Origin of the sequence: Lamprobacter sp. (genome assembly GCF_034860625.1) — a bacterium.
Taxonomy (GTDB): Bacteria; Pseudomonadota; Gammaproteobacteria; order Chromatiales; family Chromatiaceae; genus Lamprobacter.
The window spans coordinates 98,859-115,184 of sequence record NZ_JAYESN010000001.1; the positions used below are offsets into that span (position 1 = coordinate 98,859).

Below are 16,326 nucleotides of genomic sequence, written 5' to 3' on the forward strand. Positions count from 1 at the left end.
CGTCTCCCCCTCATGGAAAACATGCGCCTGATCTTGATCCTGGCTCTCGCTTTCGTCCTGTTTCTGATCTATCAGGCTTGGGTGGAGGACTACGGGACGCCGCCGCCAGTAGTCTCGACCGAGACTGATCCCTTTGGCGGTCGCACGGCCGCCGATGGGTCCGGGGCGCCGGCTGATGCACCTAATGCACCTGCCCTCGAGGCCCCGACCATTGATACGATGCCCAGCGCATCAAGTTCAGGCGCCGCGGCAGGGACGCTGCTCGCGGCTGGGCCGATTGTGGTCGAGACCGATGTACTGCGGGCCGAGATCTCGCCGCGAGGCGGGACCATCCAGGCGCTTTATCTGCTCGACTATCAGCAAGAAGCGGATGATCCCAGTCGACCGTTCCAGCTGCTAAAGGCGACGACGCCCAATCTCTTCATCGCCCAGTCAGGACTGCTTGGCGGACCCGATAACGGGCTGCCGACCCATGACAGTCTGTTCACGCCGGCGCAGCAGCAGTACCGCTTGACCGAGGGCGAGAATGAACTTCTAGTCGAGCTGTTCTGGCAGAACGAGGCTGGTCTTCAGGTGGTCAAGCGCTACCGTTTTGAGCGGGGTCGCTACCTGGTGCATCTGAGTCAGGAGATCATCAACGACACCCTGGCGCCGATCAGTGTCCGCGAATACGAGCAGCTCCAACGCACCGAGCTGTACGATCCGAACAAGTCGAGCTTCATCCATACCTATACCGGCGGCGTCTACTACGGACCGGAGACCAAATACAAGAAGGAATCCTTCGCTGATATGTCCAAGCGTCCGCTGGACGTGAGCATTACCGATGGCTGGGTGGCGATGATCCAGCACTATTTCATGGCGGCCTGGATTCCGCCCGCGGCTGTCGAAGAGACCTTCTACACGAAGGTGGTCGACGGGGGGACGCGTTACATCATCGGTGCCTATTCAGGATCGGTCATCATTCCTGCCGGCGGTCGTCATACCTTCGAGAGTCAGCTCTTCGCCGGGCCGAAGTTGCAGGATCGACTCGCCGAGATCGCGCCTGGGCTTGAGCTTGCAGTCGACTATGGTTGGCTGACCATCCTCGCCCAGCCAATCTTCTGGCTCCTGAACGCGATCCATTCAGTGGTCGGCAACTGGGGCTGGGCGATCATCATCCTGACGGTTCTAATCAAGGGGGCCTTCTACAAGCTATCCGAGACTAGCTATAAGTCGATGGCCAATATGCGCAAGCTGACCCCGCGCATCCAGGCGCTAAAGGATCGCTATGGCGACGACAAGGAGAAGTTGAATCAGGCCTTCATGGAGCTGTACAAGAAGGAGAAGATCAATCCGCTCGGTGGCTGCTTGCCGATCTTGGTCCAGATCCCCGTCTTCATTGCACTCTACTGGGTGTTGCTTGAGAGCGTTGAGCTGCGGCATGCGCCCTTCATTCTCTGGCTCGACAATCTCACGGAACCCGATCCTTACTACATCCTGCCGCTGATCATGGGTGTCTCCATGTTCGTGCAGCAGAAGCTGAATCCGCCGCCGCCAGATCCGATGCAGGCCAAGATCTTCATGGCGCTGCCGTTCGTGTTCACGGTGTTCTTCGCCTTCTTCCCATCCGGCTTGGTGCTGTACTGGACCACCAATAACCTGCTCTCGATCACGCAGCAGTGGTACATCACCCGGAAGGTCGAACAGGCCGCAAGCCAGGGCGGCAACCGCAGCCCGAAGAAATCCAAATGATGGTCAGCGCAGGCAGCCTGCCATGCCTGAACCGCCTTAGCCCCCGGTGCAACTAGCCAACGCGGTTTCGCTCAGCAGTCCTAGCGAGACCATCGCGGCGGTTGCGACCGCCCCTGGTATCGGCGCCATCGGCATCCTACGGATCTCCGGACCAGGGGCGGGGTCCATCGCAACAGCGATCATCGGGCCGCTTCCTGGCCCGCGGAAAGCGGTCCTGAGGGATTTTGTCGACGCGCAGGGCGAAGCTATCGATCAGGGCCTCGCGCTCTGGTTTCCTGCACCAGCGTCCTTCACCGGCGAAGACCTGATCGAGCTCCAGGGCCATGGTGGTCCAGCGGTGCTCGATCTGCTCTTGGAGCGCGTGCTGGAATTAGGGGCACGCCAGGCGCGTCCAGGCGAGTTTAGCGAGCGCGCATTCCTCAACGGCAAGCTGGATCTGACGCAGGCAGAAGCGATCGCTGATCTGATCGAGGCCGCTACCGCGACTCAGGTTCGGCTTGCCAATCGCAGTCTGCAGGGCGTCTTCTCGCGCCAGGTGCATGTGCTAGTCGAGCAGTTGACTCGACTGCGCGCCCTCATCGAAGCTGCGCTCGATTTCCCGGATGACGAACTGGATGCGCTGCCCATCACTGACGCCGATTTTGCAACGCTGATGGCCTCCACCGAAGCCTTGCTTGCAAGCTCACAGCAAGCTGAGCTGATCCGCGATGGCCTGCTGGTCGTCATCGCTGGCGCACCAAATGCCGGAAAATCTAGCTTGCTCAATGCCCTTGCTGGCACCGATGCGGCTATTGTGACAGCGATACCCGGCACCACGCGTGACCTGCTACGCGCTGAGATCCAGATCGAGGGCCTGCCGCTACGGCTCGTGGATACGGCTGGGCTGCGCCCGTCGAGCGATCCGGTCGAGCAAGAAGGGATTCGGCGCGCACGCGCACAGATCCAGCAGGCGGATCATCTCTTGCTGATGATGGATGATACCGAGCAACGCGAAGCCGACTGCTTGCAAGCCCAGCTTGCCGAGCTCGAGCTGGAGCCGACGATCCCTGTGACGGTCTTGCGTAATAAAATCGATCTCAGCGGGCGTCCCGCTGGCCTGATGCTCAGGGCGGAAGGCCATACCGAGCTTAGCTGTTCAGCAGTGACTGGCGCCGGGCTGGATGATCTCAGGGCGCATCTGAAGGCCGTGGCTGGCTATCGAGGTGCGGATGCTGGTGCATTCTCGGCGCGCCGACGCCATGTCGAGGCATTGCGACAGGTCTTGGCGTCTCTGCAACAGGCGCGTCGGGTCTGGGCCGAGCAAGCGACGCTGGCGAGTCCTCTGCCCGAACTGGTGGCGGAGGACCTGCGCTTGGCTCAGCGTACACTTGGCGAGATCACGGGCGAGGTCAGCTCAGACGAGCTGCTCGGGCGCATTTTTCGTGAGTTCTGCATCGGAAAATAATCGCCAAGGATGGCCTGAAACCCGAGCTCGATGCGTTCCGCAGCGCTGGTCGACCCGCAGCTGCGCATCGAATGGTTTATCCTAACCTGCTGATTGCCTTTAGCGAGGAGTCCAATCGCGATGACAAGCGGTGACACACCGATGGAGATGAAACGGGCCATCGCCCAGCTGGTTGATGGCCAGGATCTCGACAATGCGACCATGACGGCAGCGATGGACGCCATCATGACCGGTCAGGCGACCCCGGCACAGGTTGCGGGCTTCTTGGTGGCCTTGCGCCTGAAAGGCGAGACCGTGACCGAGATTACGGCTGCCGCCGCGGTGATGCGAAAGCTGGCGAGCGGGGTCAATCTTGGCGAGCTTCCGAATGCGGTGGATATTGTTGGCACCGGCGGTGATGCCTCCGGTACCTTCAATGTCTCGACCACCAGTATCTTTGTGGCCGCAGCGGCTGGATGCCATGTTGCCAAACATGGCAACCGCTCGGTGTCATCCAAATCGGGCGCGGCAGATGTGTTAGAGGCCGCGGGGCTCCGATTAGATCTCAGTCCTGAGCAGGTCGCAGACTGCGTGCGCGAGGTTGGCGTCGGCTTTATGTTCGCACCGGCCCATCATGGTGCGATGAAATTTGCGATCGGTCCCCGTCGTGAGCTGGGTATCCGCACCCTCTTCAACATCCTAGGCCCACTCACCAATCCTGCCGGCGTACGCCATCAACTCCTCGGGGTATTCTCGCAAGCGCTGCTGCTTCCCTTGGCTGAGGTCTTGCAGCGACTGGGTGCTGTGCATGTCTTGGTCGTGCATGCCTGCGATGGACTCGACGAGATCAGCATTGCAGCGCGAACCGAGGTTGCTGAGCTCAAGGAGGGCGTGATTAGCCGCTACAGCATCGCGCCCGAAGATGTTGGGCTGCAGCATAGCTCGCTGGACGCGATCCGGGTTGAAGATCCTGCTCAGAGCCTAAGCCTGCTGACCGCGGTGCTCGACAATCAGCCCGGAGCTGCTCGGGATATTGTCGTCCTCAATGCCGGGGCTGCCATCTATGCGGCCGACATTGTGACGAGCCTTGCCGATGGTGTTCGACTCGCGGATGAGGTCATCAGGACTGGCGCCGCGCGCAAAAAATTCGACGCCCTGATCGCCTTGTCAAAGACGCGATGGCCGCAATGATCGAGATCCCCGACATCCTCAAACGCATCGTCGCGCGCAAGCGCGAAGAGGTCGCCGAGCGCAAGCAGCAGGTTTCGCAGCGCAGGCTCGAGAGTCGAGCCGCCGATATGCCCCGAGCGCGCGGCTTTGCAGATGCGCTGCAGCGTTGTGTCGCCTCAGGCAGTGCGGCAGTGATCGCCGAGATCAAGCGGGCTAGTCCAAGCAAGGGGCTGATCCGAGAGGCATTCAATCCCGCTGAGCTCGCGCGCGCTTATGCCGAGGGAGGCGCAAGCTGCCTCTCCGTGCTCACAGATCGAGATTTCTTCCAAGGCGATGACCAACACCTCGTCGAGGCGCGTGCCGCTTGCCGGCTGCCAGTGATCCGCAAGGATTTCATCATCGATGCCTATCAGTTGGCCGAGGCGCGCGCCATGGGGGCCGACTGCATTCTGTTGATTGCCGCCTGCCTTGATGATCCCACCCTCAGCGGACTGGCGGCGCAGGCTCAAGACTTTGGCCTGGATGTGCTGATTGAAGTCCATGACGCTGAGGAGCTAGAGCGGGCGCTGGCCGTTCCCAGCCGCCTGCTCGGCATCAACAACCGCGATCTGCGCAGCTTTGAGGTTGATCTACAGACCACTTTGCGCCTCAAAGATCAAGTTCCAGCGGATCGCTTGTTGATCACTGAAAGCGGCATCCATCGCCGAGAAGAGGTTGCACTGATGCGCGCCAATGGCATCCACAGCTTTTTGGTCGGAGAGTCCTTGATGCGCACTCCGGACCCAGGAAAGACGCTGTCCGCCCTATTCGCGCCAGCATAAAGCAAGCTTGATGCGCTAATGATGCCGGGGCCCTGCCTCGGCTGGAAGCCATGCTAGCGCGTTCCGAAGACGACGATGGTCTTGCCCGCGACACTGATGTGGCCCTTTTCTTCCAGGGTTTTGAGTACCCGACCCGCCATCTCGCGTGAGCAGCCCACCATGCGGCCGATGTCCTGACGGGTAATCCTGATCTGCATGCCGTCTGGATGGGTCATCGCATCTGGTTGCTTGCAGAGTTCGAGCAGTGCGCCTGCAATGCGGCCCGTCACATCGAGGAAGGCAAGGTCTCCGACCTGGCGGCTGGTTTGCTTTAGGCGCTGAGCGAGCTGCCCGCCGATTGCGAACAGGAGGCCGAGGGCGTGCTCACTGAGCTCGCGCCGCAGTAACTGTTGCATCCGCAGGTAACTGATCTCGGCAATGAGACAAGGCTCACGCGTGCGCACGATCACGCTGCGCGTGGTCAGGGATTGGAACAGTCCCATTTCGCCGACGAATTCTCCCTTGTTGATGTAGGCCAAGGTCAGCTCATGCCGGTCGTCGTCTTCGATCAATGCCGTGACGGAGCCATTGATTAGATAATAGAGACTCTCGGCCGGCTCGCCACGGCGGATGAAGTCGATGTGCTTCTCGTAGTGTTTCGTGTGGCAGTGGCTCAAGAACGGCTTGAGCCAGGCTGGCTCATGCGGTGGCTGACTCAGCATCGGAATACCCCCTCTCTTGGCATTGGCTGGCCTGAGTCTACCAAGACTTGGCCCCTGCCAGATTCATGTTAGTCTTCGCGCCCATCACGGCAGGTGCGCACAATCCCAAGAGGAGAAAGCATGAAGGTACGCGTCAAGTGGATCGAAGGGACGGCGATGCTCGGTGAATCGTCCAGCGGTCATGCGCTGGTGATGGATGGACCGCCCGAGGCTGGCGGGCGTAACCTAGGGCCCCGGCCGATGGAGATGTTATTGCTTGGCATGGGTGGCTGCACCCAGTTCGATGTCATGCTGATCCTGCGCAAGGCGCGTCAAGCAGTGACCGACTGTGTCGTCGAGCTGAGCGCCGAGCGCAGTATCAGCGATCCGAAGGTGTTCACCAAGATCCATGCGCATTTCATCATCAGCGGCCGCGACCTGAGTGAGGCACGCGTTGCGCGCGCGGTCGAGCTGAGTGCGACAAAGTACTGTTCGGCATCGATCATGCTTGGCGCAACGGCGACGATAACCCATGACTACGAGCTGCGTGAGGTGGCTTCTTAATCGCCTCTTGTCTCAAGCTCTGGTCATCCTTGCAACCCTCCACAGCCCGGCGTCATCATCCGCACGCCCGTGGTTTGGGAATCGACCCGTGGTTTGGGAATAGAGATGCCGAAGATCAAAAAACGTTTGAAGCTCGAAGGGTTCAACAACCTGACCAAGTCTCTCAGCTTCAATATCTATGATATCTGTTACGCGAGCACGGCCGAGCAACGCCAAGCCTATCTCGAGTACATCGATGAGGCCTACAATGCGGAGCGGCTGACGAGCATCCTGACCGATGTCGCCAATATCATTGGCGCCAACGTTCTCAACATCGCGCGCGAGGACTACGAGCCCCAAGGCGCATCGGTGACCATGTTGATCGCGGAAGAGGCGGCACGGGAGGAAAAGGTATCCAATGCCGCGACGCCAGGCCCCTTCCCCGATGCAGTCGTCGGTCATCTCGACAAGAGCCACATCACTGTTCACACCTATCCGGAGAGCAATCCGCATAGCGGCATCAGTACCTTTCGGGCTGATATCGATGTCTCGACCTGTGGCCTGATTTCACCACTCAAGGCGCTGAATTATCTGATCCATGCGCTTGAGTCCGATATCGTCATCATGGATTATCGGGTGCGGGGCTTCACTCGCGATGTTGGCGGCCGTAAGCACTTCATCGATCACAACATTAACTCGATCCAAAACTATCTCTCGCGCGATACCAAGGATCGGTTTCAGATGATCGACGTCAACGTCTATCAAGAAAATCTATTTCACACCAAGATGGTCGTTAATCACTTTGATCTGAACGATTATCTTTTTTGCATCACCGCCTGCGATCTCTCGGAGAAGGAGCAAGAGCGCATCGAGCGTTTGGTGCGGCGCGAAATGATGGAGATCTTTTACGGTCGCAATCTCTCGCGAGAAATTGCGACCTGGAAGACGCCTAGCTGTTGAGCCTCCGCGGCGAGGTTCAGACCCCGTCTGTCCGATCAAGCCTGCTAGCTCTATAAGCCTAGGGCAAATCCGTTCTAGCCTGACCATGCTGAGCGAGTGTTGCGCGCGGCCTTTCCCGATGGTTGTGCAGATGGAATCGGCACTTTTGGCTGACTTGACCCCCATCAAAATCAGCGTAGCCCCTTGCCAACAGCAGGCTAGACGGTAATTCAAGATTTCACATCTGAGATGGTGCTGGCGAGCGTTCACCTGTTACGGATCGTCCGTGATTGACTATTGGATAAATTTGCCAATTTGTACTAGGCCAAGTCCTTGCTTCCTCGAAGAAGCAGCCTTCGCTGCTAAAGTTTTGATCCTGCTGGTGCCGTTTTCCCAGAGCGATACAACAGTGCGGCGACCACGGCCGTAAAGGGTGCGACCGTGACCAGACCGAAACTACCTACGAGAATATTCAGGATTTCGGCTGACACGAAGGGAGCATTGAGAATATTGGCGGCAGGTAACCCTTTGGCCATCACAAGCATAAACATAAAAATGTGGCTACTCGAGTAGGCTAGTAGCAGGGTTGTCGTCATGGTGCCGACCACCGCACGCCCGACCCGAAAGCCGGCCCCGAGGTGAGCGAAAAAGCCGATGCCAGGATTGCCGAGTTTGATTTCTTCCATGCTGGCGGCGATATCCATGGCCAAATCCATCACCGCGCCCGAGCAGGCAATGAAGACACTGGCGATAAAGATCTCGGTCAGGCGCAAGTCATAATAGCCGCTGTACAGCAAGGACTCGGCGAAGGGGCGCACGGCACCATTCAGCCGGAAGGATTCAGCGAAGACCACGGCGAGGACGCACGTCAGCGTCACGCCCAGCATGGAGCCGATAAAGGTGGTGAGTCCGCGACGGTTCAAGCCGCCCACCGAGAAGGTGACCGCTGCGGTCAGCACCGCGACGATGACCAATCCCGTCGGCACCGGCGCGAAGCCCAGCAGCAGCAGCGGGAAGAAGAGCTTCCAAAGCACCATGGCCGCGAACAGAAACGACAAGGCGGCCTTCAGCCCTGTCACGCCGGCCACCAGCACCAGCAGCACCACATAGAGTCCGATCAGGAGTCCCTGCCAGTGTATGCGATAATGGCCGCGGGCCATGCCATGTGCGGGCTGCCCCTCCTCAAGGCCATATTCAATCAATAACTGGCTGCCTCCTGTGTAAAGTTCGTCGAACTCCAATTTGCCCGTCAACTGATTGGTGACCGTCATGGTCTGGCCCTTCTGCGATCCACTGAGTAATTCAACGCGCAAGACCTGAAAGCCAGTTTTGACGATTTGATTAGTGCGAACATGTTGATCATCGACGGCTGTCACTACAGCGCGCGCGTGCCGGCCGCCATCATCCCGGCCTGGTGGGGCGAGGTTGATGAAGAATAAAATGAAAGAGATGGCGGCAATCGCCATGGAGAATTGCCATTCTCGGCGCGCACTTAACATGAAGAGCATCCGCAGGACAGTGCAAAGGAAAGGGCGATGTCGGCGTAGCGACATCGCCCGCACGCAGCGCTAAGGCCGCGCTTCAGTGAAGATTTCCGGCAGGTTTTCAGTCGCGATAGACTGGCATTTCCGGCAAGCGCATAACGCGCGCGAGCTGTTTAGCGATGTCGGTGTTGTCATAGAAGCCGGCGAACGCTGAAGCCGTTCGACCTTGTGCGAAGACAGGAACCGGCACGCCGGTGTGGGCATAAGAAGTCCAGCCGATGCTCGCTTCCTCGTTAAGAACGTGAGTCAGAGTGACGACAATGGGCTCGTAGCCACCGTAGAGGAAGCTGTTTTCCGCCGAGCTATTGCGGTTTTCGCCAACCATCGACATGTCATAAGCGTCCTCGAGCTTTTGCTGCTGATACTCGTTCAGCTCGCCCCAGACCAGGCCGAATTGCTGTTCGATCAGCGCAACCATCTCCGGGGTGCTGGCGAGGTTATCGGGTCGAGTCCAGTCATAGCCGCTTTCAAGGGCTTCCTTGTGCGCGGCCCAGTGGACATTCTGGAAGTACTCATAGCTGTTCGACTGACCCAGGAGTCGATCATAGTAAGCGGTATAACCGGTCGTGGCGTGGCCGATGGTCATGCCGCCGGTTTCATGGTCGCCGGTCACAATGATGAGCGTCTCGTGCGGATGCTGGTTGTAAAACTCCAGCGCCTTGCCGACTGCGGCATCGAAATCGAGGATATCGCCGATGTTCGCCATGGCATCGTTGGCATGGCCGGCCCAGTCGATCTTGCCGCCTTCAACCATGATGAAAAAGCCAGGGTTCCTTCCAGGGCCGCGGGTTCCCAACAGGTTTGCAATTGCGACCTCGGTCATCTCCGCCAGCGACAAGTTACCTTCTGGACGGTCGATGGCATAGGGCATGGACTCGCTGCCCGCGAGCATCGGGTTGATCGCGACGACTTTGTCGCGCGGATTCTCCTTCAGCGCCAGAATGGATTCCCGATCATTGCGTAGCTCGTAGCCATGAGCACCAAGCAGATCCCAGAGATTATGCTCGGTATCGCCATCACGCGCTGGGCCGGTTGCCGCTAGCAGTCCGGCGCCACCAAAGAATTCGTAACCACTTTCGGCCATTTGAGCACCGATGTTGTTATACAGGCCACGGCTGGTCACGCTCGCGTAATAGGCGGCTGGAGTAGCGTGATTCAGCGGTACGCTAGAGAGAACGCCGACCTTCATGCCGCGCTCGTGCGCCAGTTCGGCGACACTCTTGACGCTACGTATCAGGTTCTCGTCCATGCCGATGACACCACTTTTGGTCTTGATGCCCGCGCCAAAGGCCGTTGCCGAGGAGGCGGAGTCGGTCATCAGGGCAAAGGCATCAAAAGTGGTTTGCATGCCGTTGACGGGCATTTTTGACATGTTCAGCCGATTTTCAGGCCTTAGCAGATCCTCGGCAACCCGGGCTGAGCCGCCATTGATAGTAGTCAAATACGCCTCGGTAGCCTGTATCTGCGACGCGGACATACCATCCCCAAGGAAGAAGAAGACATACTTGGGCGCTGGGCTAAAAAAATAGGGAAGATAAGAAGATCCAGCCGGATTTGCCCATGCAGCGGCGGGCAGAAGTGCACCAAGCGACAGGGCAAGGACGGCGCCGAGACAACGGGCAAAGAAAGAACGTCGGTTCATAATACTGCATAACCTCATGATGACTTGCGATGGCAGGATTGCCGGGCGCTTGCGTGTCCGCGAAGGATGCTAGGGCGGCACGGAGCAGACCGACGACTCGTCGCTGCTCTAACGCCTGAAGCCGAATGCCAGCCGATTCGTGAGGTGCCTGTCCCTTGGAGACAGTGCGTTTCAAGCCGTGCTGACAAGTCGGTCGAGCGCACTATAGCCAGGGGTTATGCCGCTTAGGTGACCGCTTATTTAAGAATTGATGAGGGTTTTTTGACAACGTCTCAGCGTTTGCGCCGGCAGCATTCATTGATGGAGTCAGCGACCAAATGTAATCGAGATCGACCGGCTCGGCGAAGCGCCGGCTTAGAGCAGCCGCTCAGTGGTCAGCTGTCCAAAAAGCTGGGTGGGTTTTCTACGATTCTGGGAGGTCTGGACTTTGCCTTGCTCTGGATCATGCCATTGACAGCTCTAAGCGAGACCTTGATGCACGGATCACCTCAGCGATTTTTTTGCATGACGCTGGTTTTTTGTGTTGACACTCTAGTGCATCACTGTGCAAATCCTGATACCGACCAACCCATCAAGCCGCTCGCGGCTTGATTGGGCATCTGGTATCAGGATTTTCACAGCGAAGCACTAGCGGTAATCGGGAAAAGAGTTTCTGAAGCATCTTCAGTCAGTGTGCCATTCGTGGCGACATTCATGATGTTGCCGGCTTCATTTGTGACTGCACCACTTGCAGCATCAACGCTGTAGTTGACGGTGCCGCAGCCAACCGCTTGCTCAAAGATGGTGGTCTGCAGTTCAGCACCAAAGATGCTCTGAAGCTGATCAGTGTTCACTTCAAGAAAGCCGGCCACACTGAAGTTTGCGTGGTCCAAGGTCTTTGTATTGATCTTTGGCAGATCGATCGGTATCTGCTGACCGTCTTCAGGACCAACCTGAATGGCTAGGGTGGTATCCCTAGCGAGGACTTTGGTGCCGTTGAAGTCAGTATCTGCAGAGATGCGGTCGATCTCGGTGAGGTGTTGAGTGATCTCGCCCTGGATCGATCTCAGATCATCTCGGTTGTTGGTGTCGTTTTTGGCTTGGACAGTCAGCTCGCGGATGCGCTGCACGTTGTCGTTGATCTGGTCGAGCGCGCCCTCAGCCGTCTGGGCCAGCGAGATCCCGTCGTTGGCATTGCTTTGCGACTGTGCCAAGCCTCTGACCTGGGCGGTCAAGCGGTTAGCGATGGCTTGGCCAGCTGCGTCATCCTTAGCGCTGTTGATTCGCATTCCCAACGACAGGCGATCCATGGAAGTTGCCTGACTGCTTTTGCTGAAATTCCTTTGAGCGATGAGAGATGCAACGTTTGTATTGACAACAGCCATATTTCGATAGCTTCCAAGCGCTTATGTTACTGTCTGAAACCTTCCACTACGGTTCCAGTAGATAATCTCTAGGATAACGGCCTGGGGTGAATTTTCTTGAGGGTGCCCCAGCTAAAAGCAGTGACAGCGGTCAAGATGGTGGGCCGTCTAGGATTTGAACCTAGGACCAAGGGATTATGAGTCCCCTGCTCTAACCGCTGAGCTAACGGCCCGGGGTTGGTTGCGGCAACTTGGGGGGTTGCCGCAGGGCGCCTCCCTGCGCAGTTGGCGAGGTAAGCCAATCGCTCATGATTAGTCGGCGTCAAGGAAGCTGCGCAGCTTTTCGGAGCGAGTAGGATGGCGCAGCTTGCGCAGCGCTTTGGCCTCGATTTGGCGGATGCGCTCGCGGGTGACGTCGAATTGCTTACCGACCTCTTCGAGGGTGTGGTCGGTGTTCATATCGATGCCAAAGCGCATGCGTAGCACCTTGGCCTCGCGTGAGGTGAGGCTGGCGAGCATGTTCTGGGTGGCCTCGCGCAGACCTTCCGAGGTGGCCGAGTCGACCGGCGAGATGACCGCAGCGTCTTCGATGAAGTCGCCGAGATGGCTGTCTTCGTCGTCACCGATGGGCGTCTCCATCGAGATCGGCTCTTTGGCGATCTTGAGCACCTTGCGCACCTTGTCTTCCGGCATCTCCATGCGCTCGGCCAGCTCTTCCGGTGTCGCCTCGCGGCCCATCTCCTGCACCATCTGGCGGCTGATCCGGTTCAGCTTGTTGATGGTCTCGATCATGTGCACCGGGATGCGGATGGTGCGCGCCTGGTCGGCGATCGAGCGGGTGATGGCCTGGCGAATCCACCAAGTCGCATAGGTCGAGAACTTGTAGCCGCGGCGGTATTCGAACTTGTCAACCGCTTTCATCAGGCCGATGTTGCCCTCTTGGATCAGATCCAAGAATTGCAGGCCGCGATTGGTGTACTTTTTCGCGATCGAGATCACCAGGCGCAGGTTGGCCTCGACCATCTCCTTCTTAGCGCGGCGGGCCTTGGCCTCGCCAATCGACATCTTGCGATTGGTCTCTTTGATCTCGCCGATCGTCAGCAGATTCGTCCGCTCAAGCTCTTGCAGCCGACGCTGAGCGCGGCGTACATCGTTTTCGACATCGGCCAGACGCTTGCCCCAGGCGGCGCTATTAGACATCTGGCTGTCGATCCAGTCGAGATTGGTCTCGTTCTCTGGGAAGGAGTCGATGAAGACCTTGCGTGGCATCCCAGCGCCATCGACGCAGAGGCCCATGATCTGGCGCTCCTGCGAGCGAATGCGCTCGATCGTCTCGCGCAGCATCTCGACCAAGCGGTTAAAGATGCCGGCAACCAGCTTGAACTGGAGGAAATCCTCTGAGACCTGCGCAAGCGCGGCTTGCGTCTCGGAGTGATCACGGCCGTACTGTTCGAGCCGTTCTGAGAACAGCTGGTAATGGTTGCGCAGCTCGCCAACGCGGCGCGCGACCTCTTCCGGGTCTGGACCCGTGTCGACGGCTTCATCTTCATCATCCGTGCCCTCATCGTCTTCTGAGGAGCTGCTGTTCTTGATGGTCGGTTCGGGAACGAGGTCGTCGTCTTCGCGAAAGCCGTTGATGATCTCAGTGAGGCGCATCTCACCCTGCTCGGCCTTCTCGAACAGATCCAGCAGCTCCTGGACGGTGCGCGGGTAGACCGAGAGCGCGGCCAATACTTGGTTGAGCCCTTCTTCGATCCGCTTGGCAATCCGCAGCTCGCCCTCGCGCGTCAACAGCTCGACGGTGCCCATCTCGCGCATGTACATGCGCACCGGGTCGGTGGTGCGTCCGAATTCGCTGTCGACCGAGGCCAATGCAGCAGCGGCAGCCTCGGCGGCTTCGTCGTCGGCGACGGCGGAGTCGTTGCTCAGCTCGTCAATCTCGGCGGGTGCGCTTTCATGGACAGTGATGCCCATGTCGTTGATCATACGCACGATGTCTTCGATCTGCTCCGCCTCGACAATGCCAGGCGGCAGGTGGTCATTGACCTCGGTGTAGGTCAAGAACCCCTGTTCTTTGCCTTTTGCGATCAGCTGCTTGAGCTGAGACGACTGCTGCTTTTCTTGGTCCATGCAGATACCCGTACGGCGAAGTCGAGAGGTAGAGCGGAAGCCTGAGGCGGTAAGTGACAGGGCGCCTTCAAGCAACACACCAGTATATCAGAGGGAAGTTAATCTTTCAAGTTTGAGATCTGCCGTCTGGACTAGCCAGACAGCTTGTTGCTGCGTAGCAGTTGTTCGCGCTCCTCACTCGTGAGGCCTTCGGTGCTTGCTTTCGACAAGAGGCGCTGGCGTAACAGCGACTGTCCATCACGGTTCAAGCGTCTGATCGCGCCGATGAGCTCTTCAGCCCTGCCTTCTTGGGGGATATGGGCGAGTAGCGCAGAATTCGAGAGTCTCGAAATAATTCTGCCCTGCTCAGTGTCTCGCCAATGCTCGCAGAGGGCGGCCGCTGAGAGCTCCGGGTGCTCGCTGATCGTCTCGAGCAGCTCAGCGAGCAACCGCACACCGGGGCTATCGATCTCGCGCCAGTCGCTTGGCTCAGCCAGCGCGTACGGGGCGAGCTTCGGGTCATCGAGCAGTAGCGCAATGGCGCGTCGCATCGGGTTGAGCGGTGTTGGTGTCTGCACAGCGCCACGGCGAGTGCCGCTGCGCCGGCGGGCCATGCTAGGAACGCCGGTGAGCTTGGCGAGCCGGCGTTCGAGCAGGTCGCGGAAGGTGCCCGCGGGCACGGCGCTGAGCAAAGGCCGGGCGGCGGCATCAAGGCTGGCGCGGCCTTCGTCGCTGTTCAGGTCGCGCTCGGTCTGCAGCTGCTGGAACAAGAAGTCAGACAAGAGCGTTGCTCGCTCGATCCGCTGCTCGAAGGCGGCCTTGCCTTCCTGCCGGATCAGACTGTCCGGGTCCTCGCCGTCGGGCAGGAACAGGAAGCGGATCGGCGTCTGGCCACTGGCCTGCGGCAGTGCGGTTTCGAGCGCTTTCCAGGCGGCGGCGCGGCCGGCACGGTCGCCGTCGAAGCAGAAGACCAGCTCTGGGGCGCTGCGCAGGAGCCGCGTCAGATGCTCGGGGGTGGTGGCTGTGCCAAGTGTGGCGACCGCATAGGGAACGCCGAACTGTGCTTGGGCAATCACGTCCATGTAGCCCTCGACCACCAGCAGGCGCGGTTGCTGCCGGCTGGCTTGTTGCGCCTCGAACAGACCATAAAGCTCACGGCCTTTGTGGAAGACCTGGCTTTCGGGCGAGTTCAGATATTTCGGCTCACCATCGTCGAGGATGCGGCCACCGAAGCCGATGACCCGGCCGCGGCGGTCGCGGATCGGGAACATGACGCGGTCGCGAAAGCGATCGTAACGGCGCCCATCGCGCTCGATGATCAGTCCGGCTCGCTCCAAGAGGGCTGAGGTCTCAGGGCGCAAACCGAGCTGCTGGAGCAGAAAGTCCCAGCCCGGAGGCGCGTAGCCGAGCCCGAAACGAGCGGCGATCTCGGCGCTCAGTCCGCGGCCGCGCAGATAGTCAGTAGCGCGATGTGCCTGCGGATGCTCGCGCAGTTGGCGTCTGAACAGGACCGCGGCCTGCTCGAGAATCTGATAGAGCGGCTTAGGGTCGGGGCCAGCGGGTGCAGTGTTGAGCTCATCAGGCAGCTCGAGGCCAGCCTGCTGAGCGAGCTCTTCGATCGCCTCGCGAAACTCGAGCCGATCGTGCTCGATCAGGAAGTCGATGGCATTCCCATGAGCGCCGCAGCCGAAGCAGTGATAGGTCTGACGGCTTGGCGTGACGACGAACGAGGGTGTCTTCTCGTTGTGAAAAGGGCACAGGCCTTTGAGGAGTCCGCCAGCCTTCTTGAGTCGCACGCGAGCACCGACAATGTCGGCAATCTCGACGCGATCTAGGAGTCGTTCCCGAAAATCTGAAGGAAACTTGCCGGCCATCGTCTCCACGCCTGAGGCAGGCGCGGCGATCGCTTAAGCGATACCCCAGCCTGCAAGCTAGCCTGCGAGCTTTGCCTTGATCGTCGCGCTGATAGCGGCCATGTCAGCCCGGCCTTGGATCTGTGGCTTGAGGACGCCCATCACCTTGCCCATATCCTTTATGCTGACCGCGCCAGTGTTGGTGATGGCGGTTGCAATCAAGGCATCAATCTCGGCTTCGCTGAGTGCTGCGGGCATATACTCTTGGCAGATACGGATTTCGAAGCGTTCCTGCTCGGCGAGATCCTCGCGGCCGGCCTCTGCATATTGCGACACCGAGTCTCGACGCTGCTTGAGCATCTTGTCGAGCACGGCGAGCACCTGCGTGTCGTCAAGGGCGATGCGCTCATCGACCTCGCGCTGCTTGATGGCCGCATTGATCAGCCGGATGACGCCAAGGCGGGGCTTATTGCCCGCCTTCATCGCCGCCTTCATATCGGCTTGTAGACGCTCTTTTAACATCGGGCG

General features: G+C 59.1%; 13 protein-coding genes and 1 tRNA gene. 6 read left to right on the forward strand and 8 right to left on the reverse strand.

Annotated elements, in window-relative coordinates:
* Positions 1-12: 12 nt before the first annotated feature.
* The 4 genes from yidC to trpC all read left to right on the forward strand — a co-directional run bounded on the left by yidC (position 13) and on the right by trpC (position 5,145).
* A complete protein-coding gene (gene yidC, locus VBE63_RS00395) occupies positions 13-1,731 on the forward strand; it encodes a membrane protein insertase YidC (RefSeq protein ID WP_323681007.1) in 1,719 nt (572 codons plus the stop codon).
* A gap of 46 nt (positions 1,732-1,777) precedes the next feature.
* On the forward strand, positions 1,778-3,175 hold the full coding sequence (gene mnmE / locus VBE63_RS00400; RefSeq protein WP_323681008.1) for a tRNA uridine-5-carboxymethylaminomethyl(34) synthesis GTPase MnmE: 1,398 nt from the start codon (positions 1,778-1,780) through the stop codon (positions 3,173-3,175).
* Between the two features lie 141 nt (positions 3,176-3,316).
* Positions 3,317-4,345, forward strand: a complete 1,029-nt coding sequence (gene trpD, locus VBE63_RS00405) for an anthranilate phosphoribosyltransferase (RefSeq protein ID WP_323681036.1) — start codon at positions 3,317-3,319, stop codon at positions 4,343-4,345.
* Positions 4,342-5,145 carry an indole-3-glycerol phosphate synthase TrpC gene (gene trpC / locus VBE63_RS00410; protein ID WP_323681009.1) on the forward strand — a complete coding sequence of 268 codons (804 nt, stop codon included), beginning with the start codon at positions 4,342-4,344 and terminating at the stop codon, positions 5,143-5,145. The genes trpD and trpC overlap by 4 nt, the downstream gene beginning before the upstream one ends.
* A 53-nt stretch (positions 5,146-5,198) precedes the next feature.
* On the opposite strand, the gene crp is transcribed toward trpC, so the two are convergent.
* Positions 5,199-5,852, reverse strand: coding sequence for a cAMP-activated global transcriptional regulator CRP (gene crp / locus VBE63_RS00415; protein ID WP_416274484.1), 654 nt, complete (start codon positions 5,850-5,852; stop codon positions 5,199-5,201).
* Positions 5,853-5,966: 114 nt separating this feature from the next.
* Between crp and VBE63_RS00420 the strand changes: the two genes are divergently transcribed.
* Positions 5,967-6,389 carry an OsmC family protein gene (locus VBE63_RS00420; protein ID WP_323681011.1) on the forward strand — a complete coding sequence of 141 codons (423 nt, stop codon included), beginning with the start codon at positions 5,967-5,969 and terminating at the stop codon, positions 6,387-6,389.
* A 105-nt stretch (positions 6,390-6,494) separates the two neighbouring features.
* A complete protein-coding gene (gene speD, locus VBE63_RS00425; RefSeq protein WP_323681012.1) occupies positions 6,495-7,328 on the forward strand; it encodes an adenosylmethionine decarboxylase in 834 nt (277 codons plus the stop codon).
* Between the two features lie 341 nt (positions 7,329-7,669).
* Here the strand turns inward: speD and VBE63_RS00430 are convergent, their stop codons facing one another.
* The 7 genes from VBE63_RS00430 to VBE63_RS00460 all read right to left on the reverse strand — a co-directional run bounded on the left by VBE63_RS00430 (position 7,670) and on the right by VBE63_RS00460 (position 16,320).
* Positions 7,670-8,806: a YibE/F family protein gene (locus VBE63_RS00430; RefSeq protein ID WP_323681013.1), complete on the reverse strand. Its 1,137-nt coding sequence runs from the start codon at positions 8,804-8,806 to the stop codon at positions 7,670-7,672.
* Between the two features lie 106 nt (positions 8,807-8,912).
* Positions 8,913-10,493 carry an alkaline phosphatase gene (locus VBE63_RS00435; protein ID WP_323681014.1) on the reverse strand — a complete coding sequence of 527 codons (1,581 nt, stop codon included), beginning with the start codon at positions 10,491-10,493 and terminating at the stop codon, positions 8,913-8,915.
* Between the two features lie 614 nt (positions 10,494-11,107).
* Positions 11,108-11,857 carry a hypothetical protein gene (locus VBE63_RS00440; protein ID WP_323681015.1) on the reverse strand — a complete coding sequence of 250 codons (750 nt, stop codon included), beginning with the start codon at positions 11,855-11,857 and terminating at the stop codon, positions 11,108-11,110.
* Between the two features lie 136 nt (positions 11,858-11,993).
* Positions 11,994-12,069: transfer RNA gene (locus tag VBE63_RS00445), tRNA-Ile, on the reverse strand.
* A 79-nt stretch (positions 12,070-12,148) separates the two neighbouring features.
* Positions 12,149-13,966: an RNA polymerase sigma factor RpoD gene (gene rpoD, locus VBE63_RS00450; protein WP_323681016.1), complete on the reverse strand. Its 1,818-nt coding sequence runs from the start codon at positions 13,964-13,966 to the stop codon at positions 12,149-12,151.
* A gap of 131 nt (positions 13,967-14,097) precedes the next feature.
* A complete protein-coding gene (dnaG, locus tag VBE63_RS00455; RefSeq protein ID WP_323681017.1) occupies positions 14,098-15,819 on the reverse strand; it encodes a DNA primase in 1,722 nt (573 codons plus the stop codon).
* A gap of 57 nt (positions 15,820-15,876) precedes the next feature.
* Positions 15,877-16,320, reverse strand: coding sequence for a GatB/YqeY domain-containing protein (locus tag VBE63_RS00460; RefSeq protein ID WP_323681018.1), 444 nt, complete (start codon positions 16,318-16,320; stop codon positions 15,877-15,879).
* Positions 16,321-16,326: the final 6 nt, after the last annotated feature.

Coding starts and splice junctions, on each gene's coding strand:
- yidC (WP_323681007.1), top strand. CDS start 13: ATGGAAAACATGCGCCTGATCTTGATCCTGGCTCTCGCTTTCGTCCTG.
- trpD (WP_323681036.1), top strand. CDS start 3,317: ATGGAGATGAAACGGGCCATCGCCCAGCTGGTTGATGGCCAGGATCTC.
- trpC (WP_323681009.1), top strand. CDS start 4,342: ATGATCGAGATCCCCGACATCCTCAAACGCATCGTCGCGCGCAAGCGC.
- VBE63_RS00420 (WP_323681011.1), top strand. CDS start 5,967: ATGAAGGTACGCGTCAAGTGGATCGAAGGGACGGCGATGCTCGGTGAA.
- speD (WP_323681012.1), top strand. CDS start 6,495: ATGCCGAAGATCAAAAAACGTTTGAAGCTCGAAGGGTTCAACAACCTG.
- VBE63_RS00430 (WP_323681013.1), bottom strand. CDS start 8,806: ATGTTAAGTGCGCGCCGAGAATGGCAATTCTCCATGGCGATTGCCGCC.
- VBE63_RS00435 (WP_323681014.1), bottom strand. CDS start 10,493: ATGAACCGACGTTCTTTCTTTGCCCGTTGTCTCGGCGCCGTCCTTGCC.
- VBE63_RS00440 (WP_323681015.1), bottom strand. CDS start 11,857: ATGGCTGTTGTCAATACAAACGTTGCATCTCTCATCGCTCAAAGGAAT.
- rpoD (WP_323681016.1), bottom strand. CDS start 13,966: ATGGACCAAGAAAAGCAGCAGTCGTCTCAGCTCAAGCAGCTGATCGCA.
- dnaG (WP_323681017.1), bottom strand. CDS start 15,819: ATGGCCGGCAAGTTTCCTTCAGATTTTCGGGAACGACTCCTAGATCGC.
- VBE63_RS00460 (WP_323681018.1), bottom strand. CDS start 16,320: ATGTTAAAAGAGCGTCTACAAGCCGATATGAAGGCGGCGATGAAGGCG.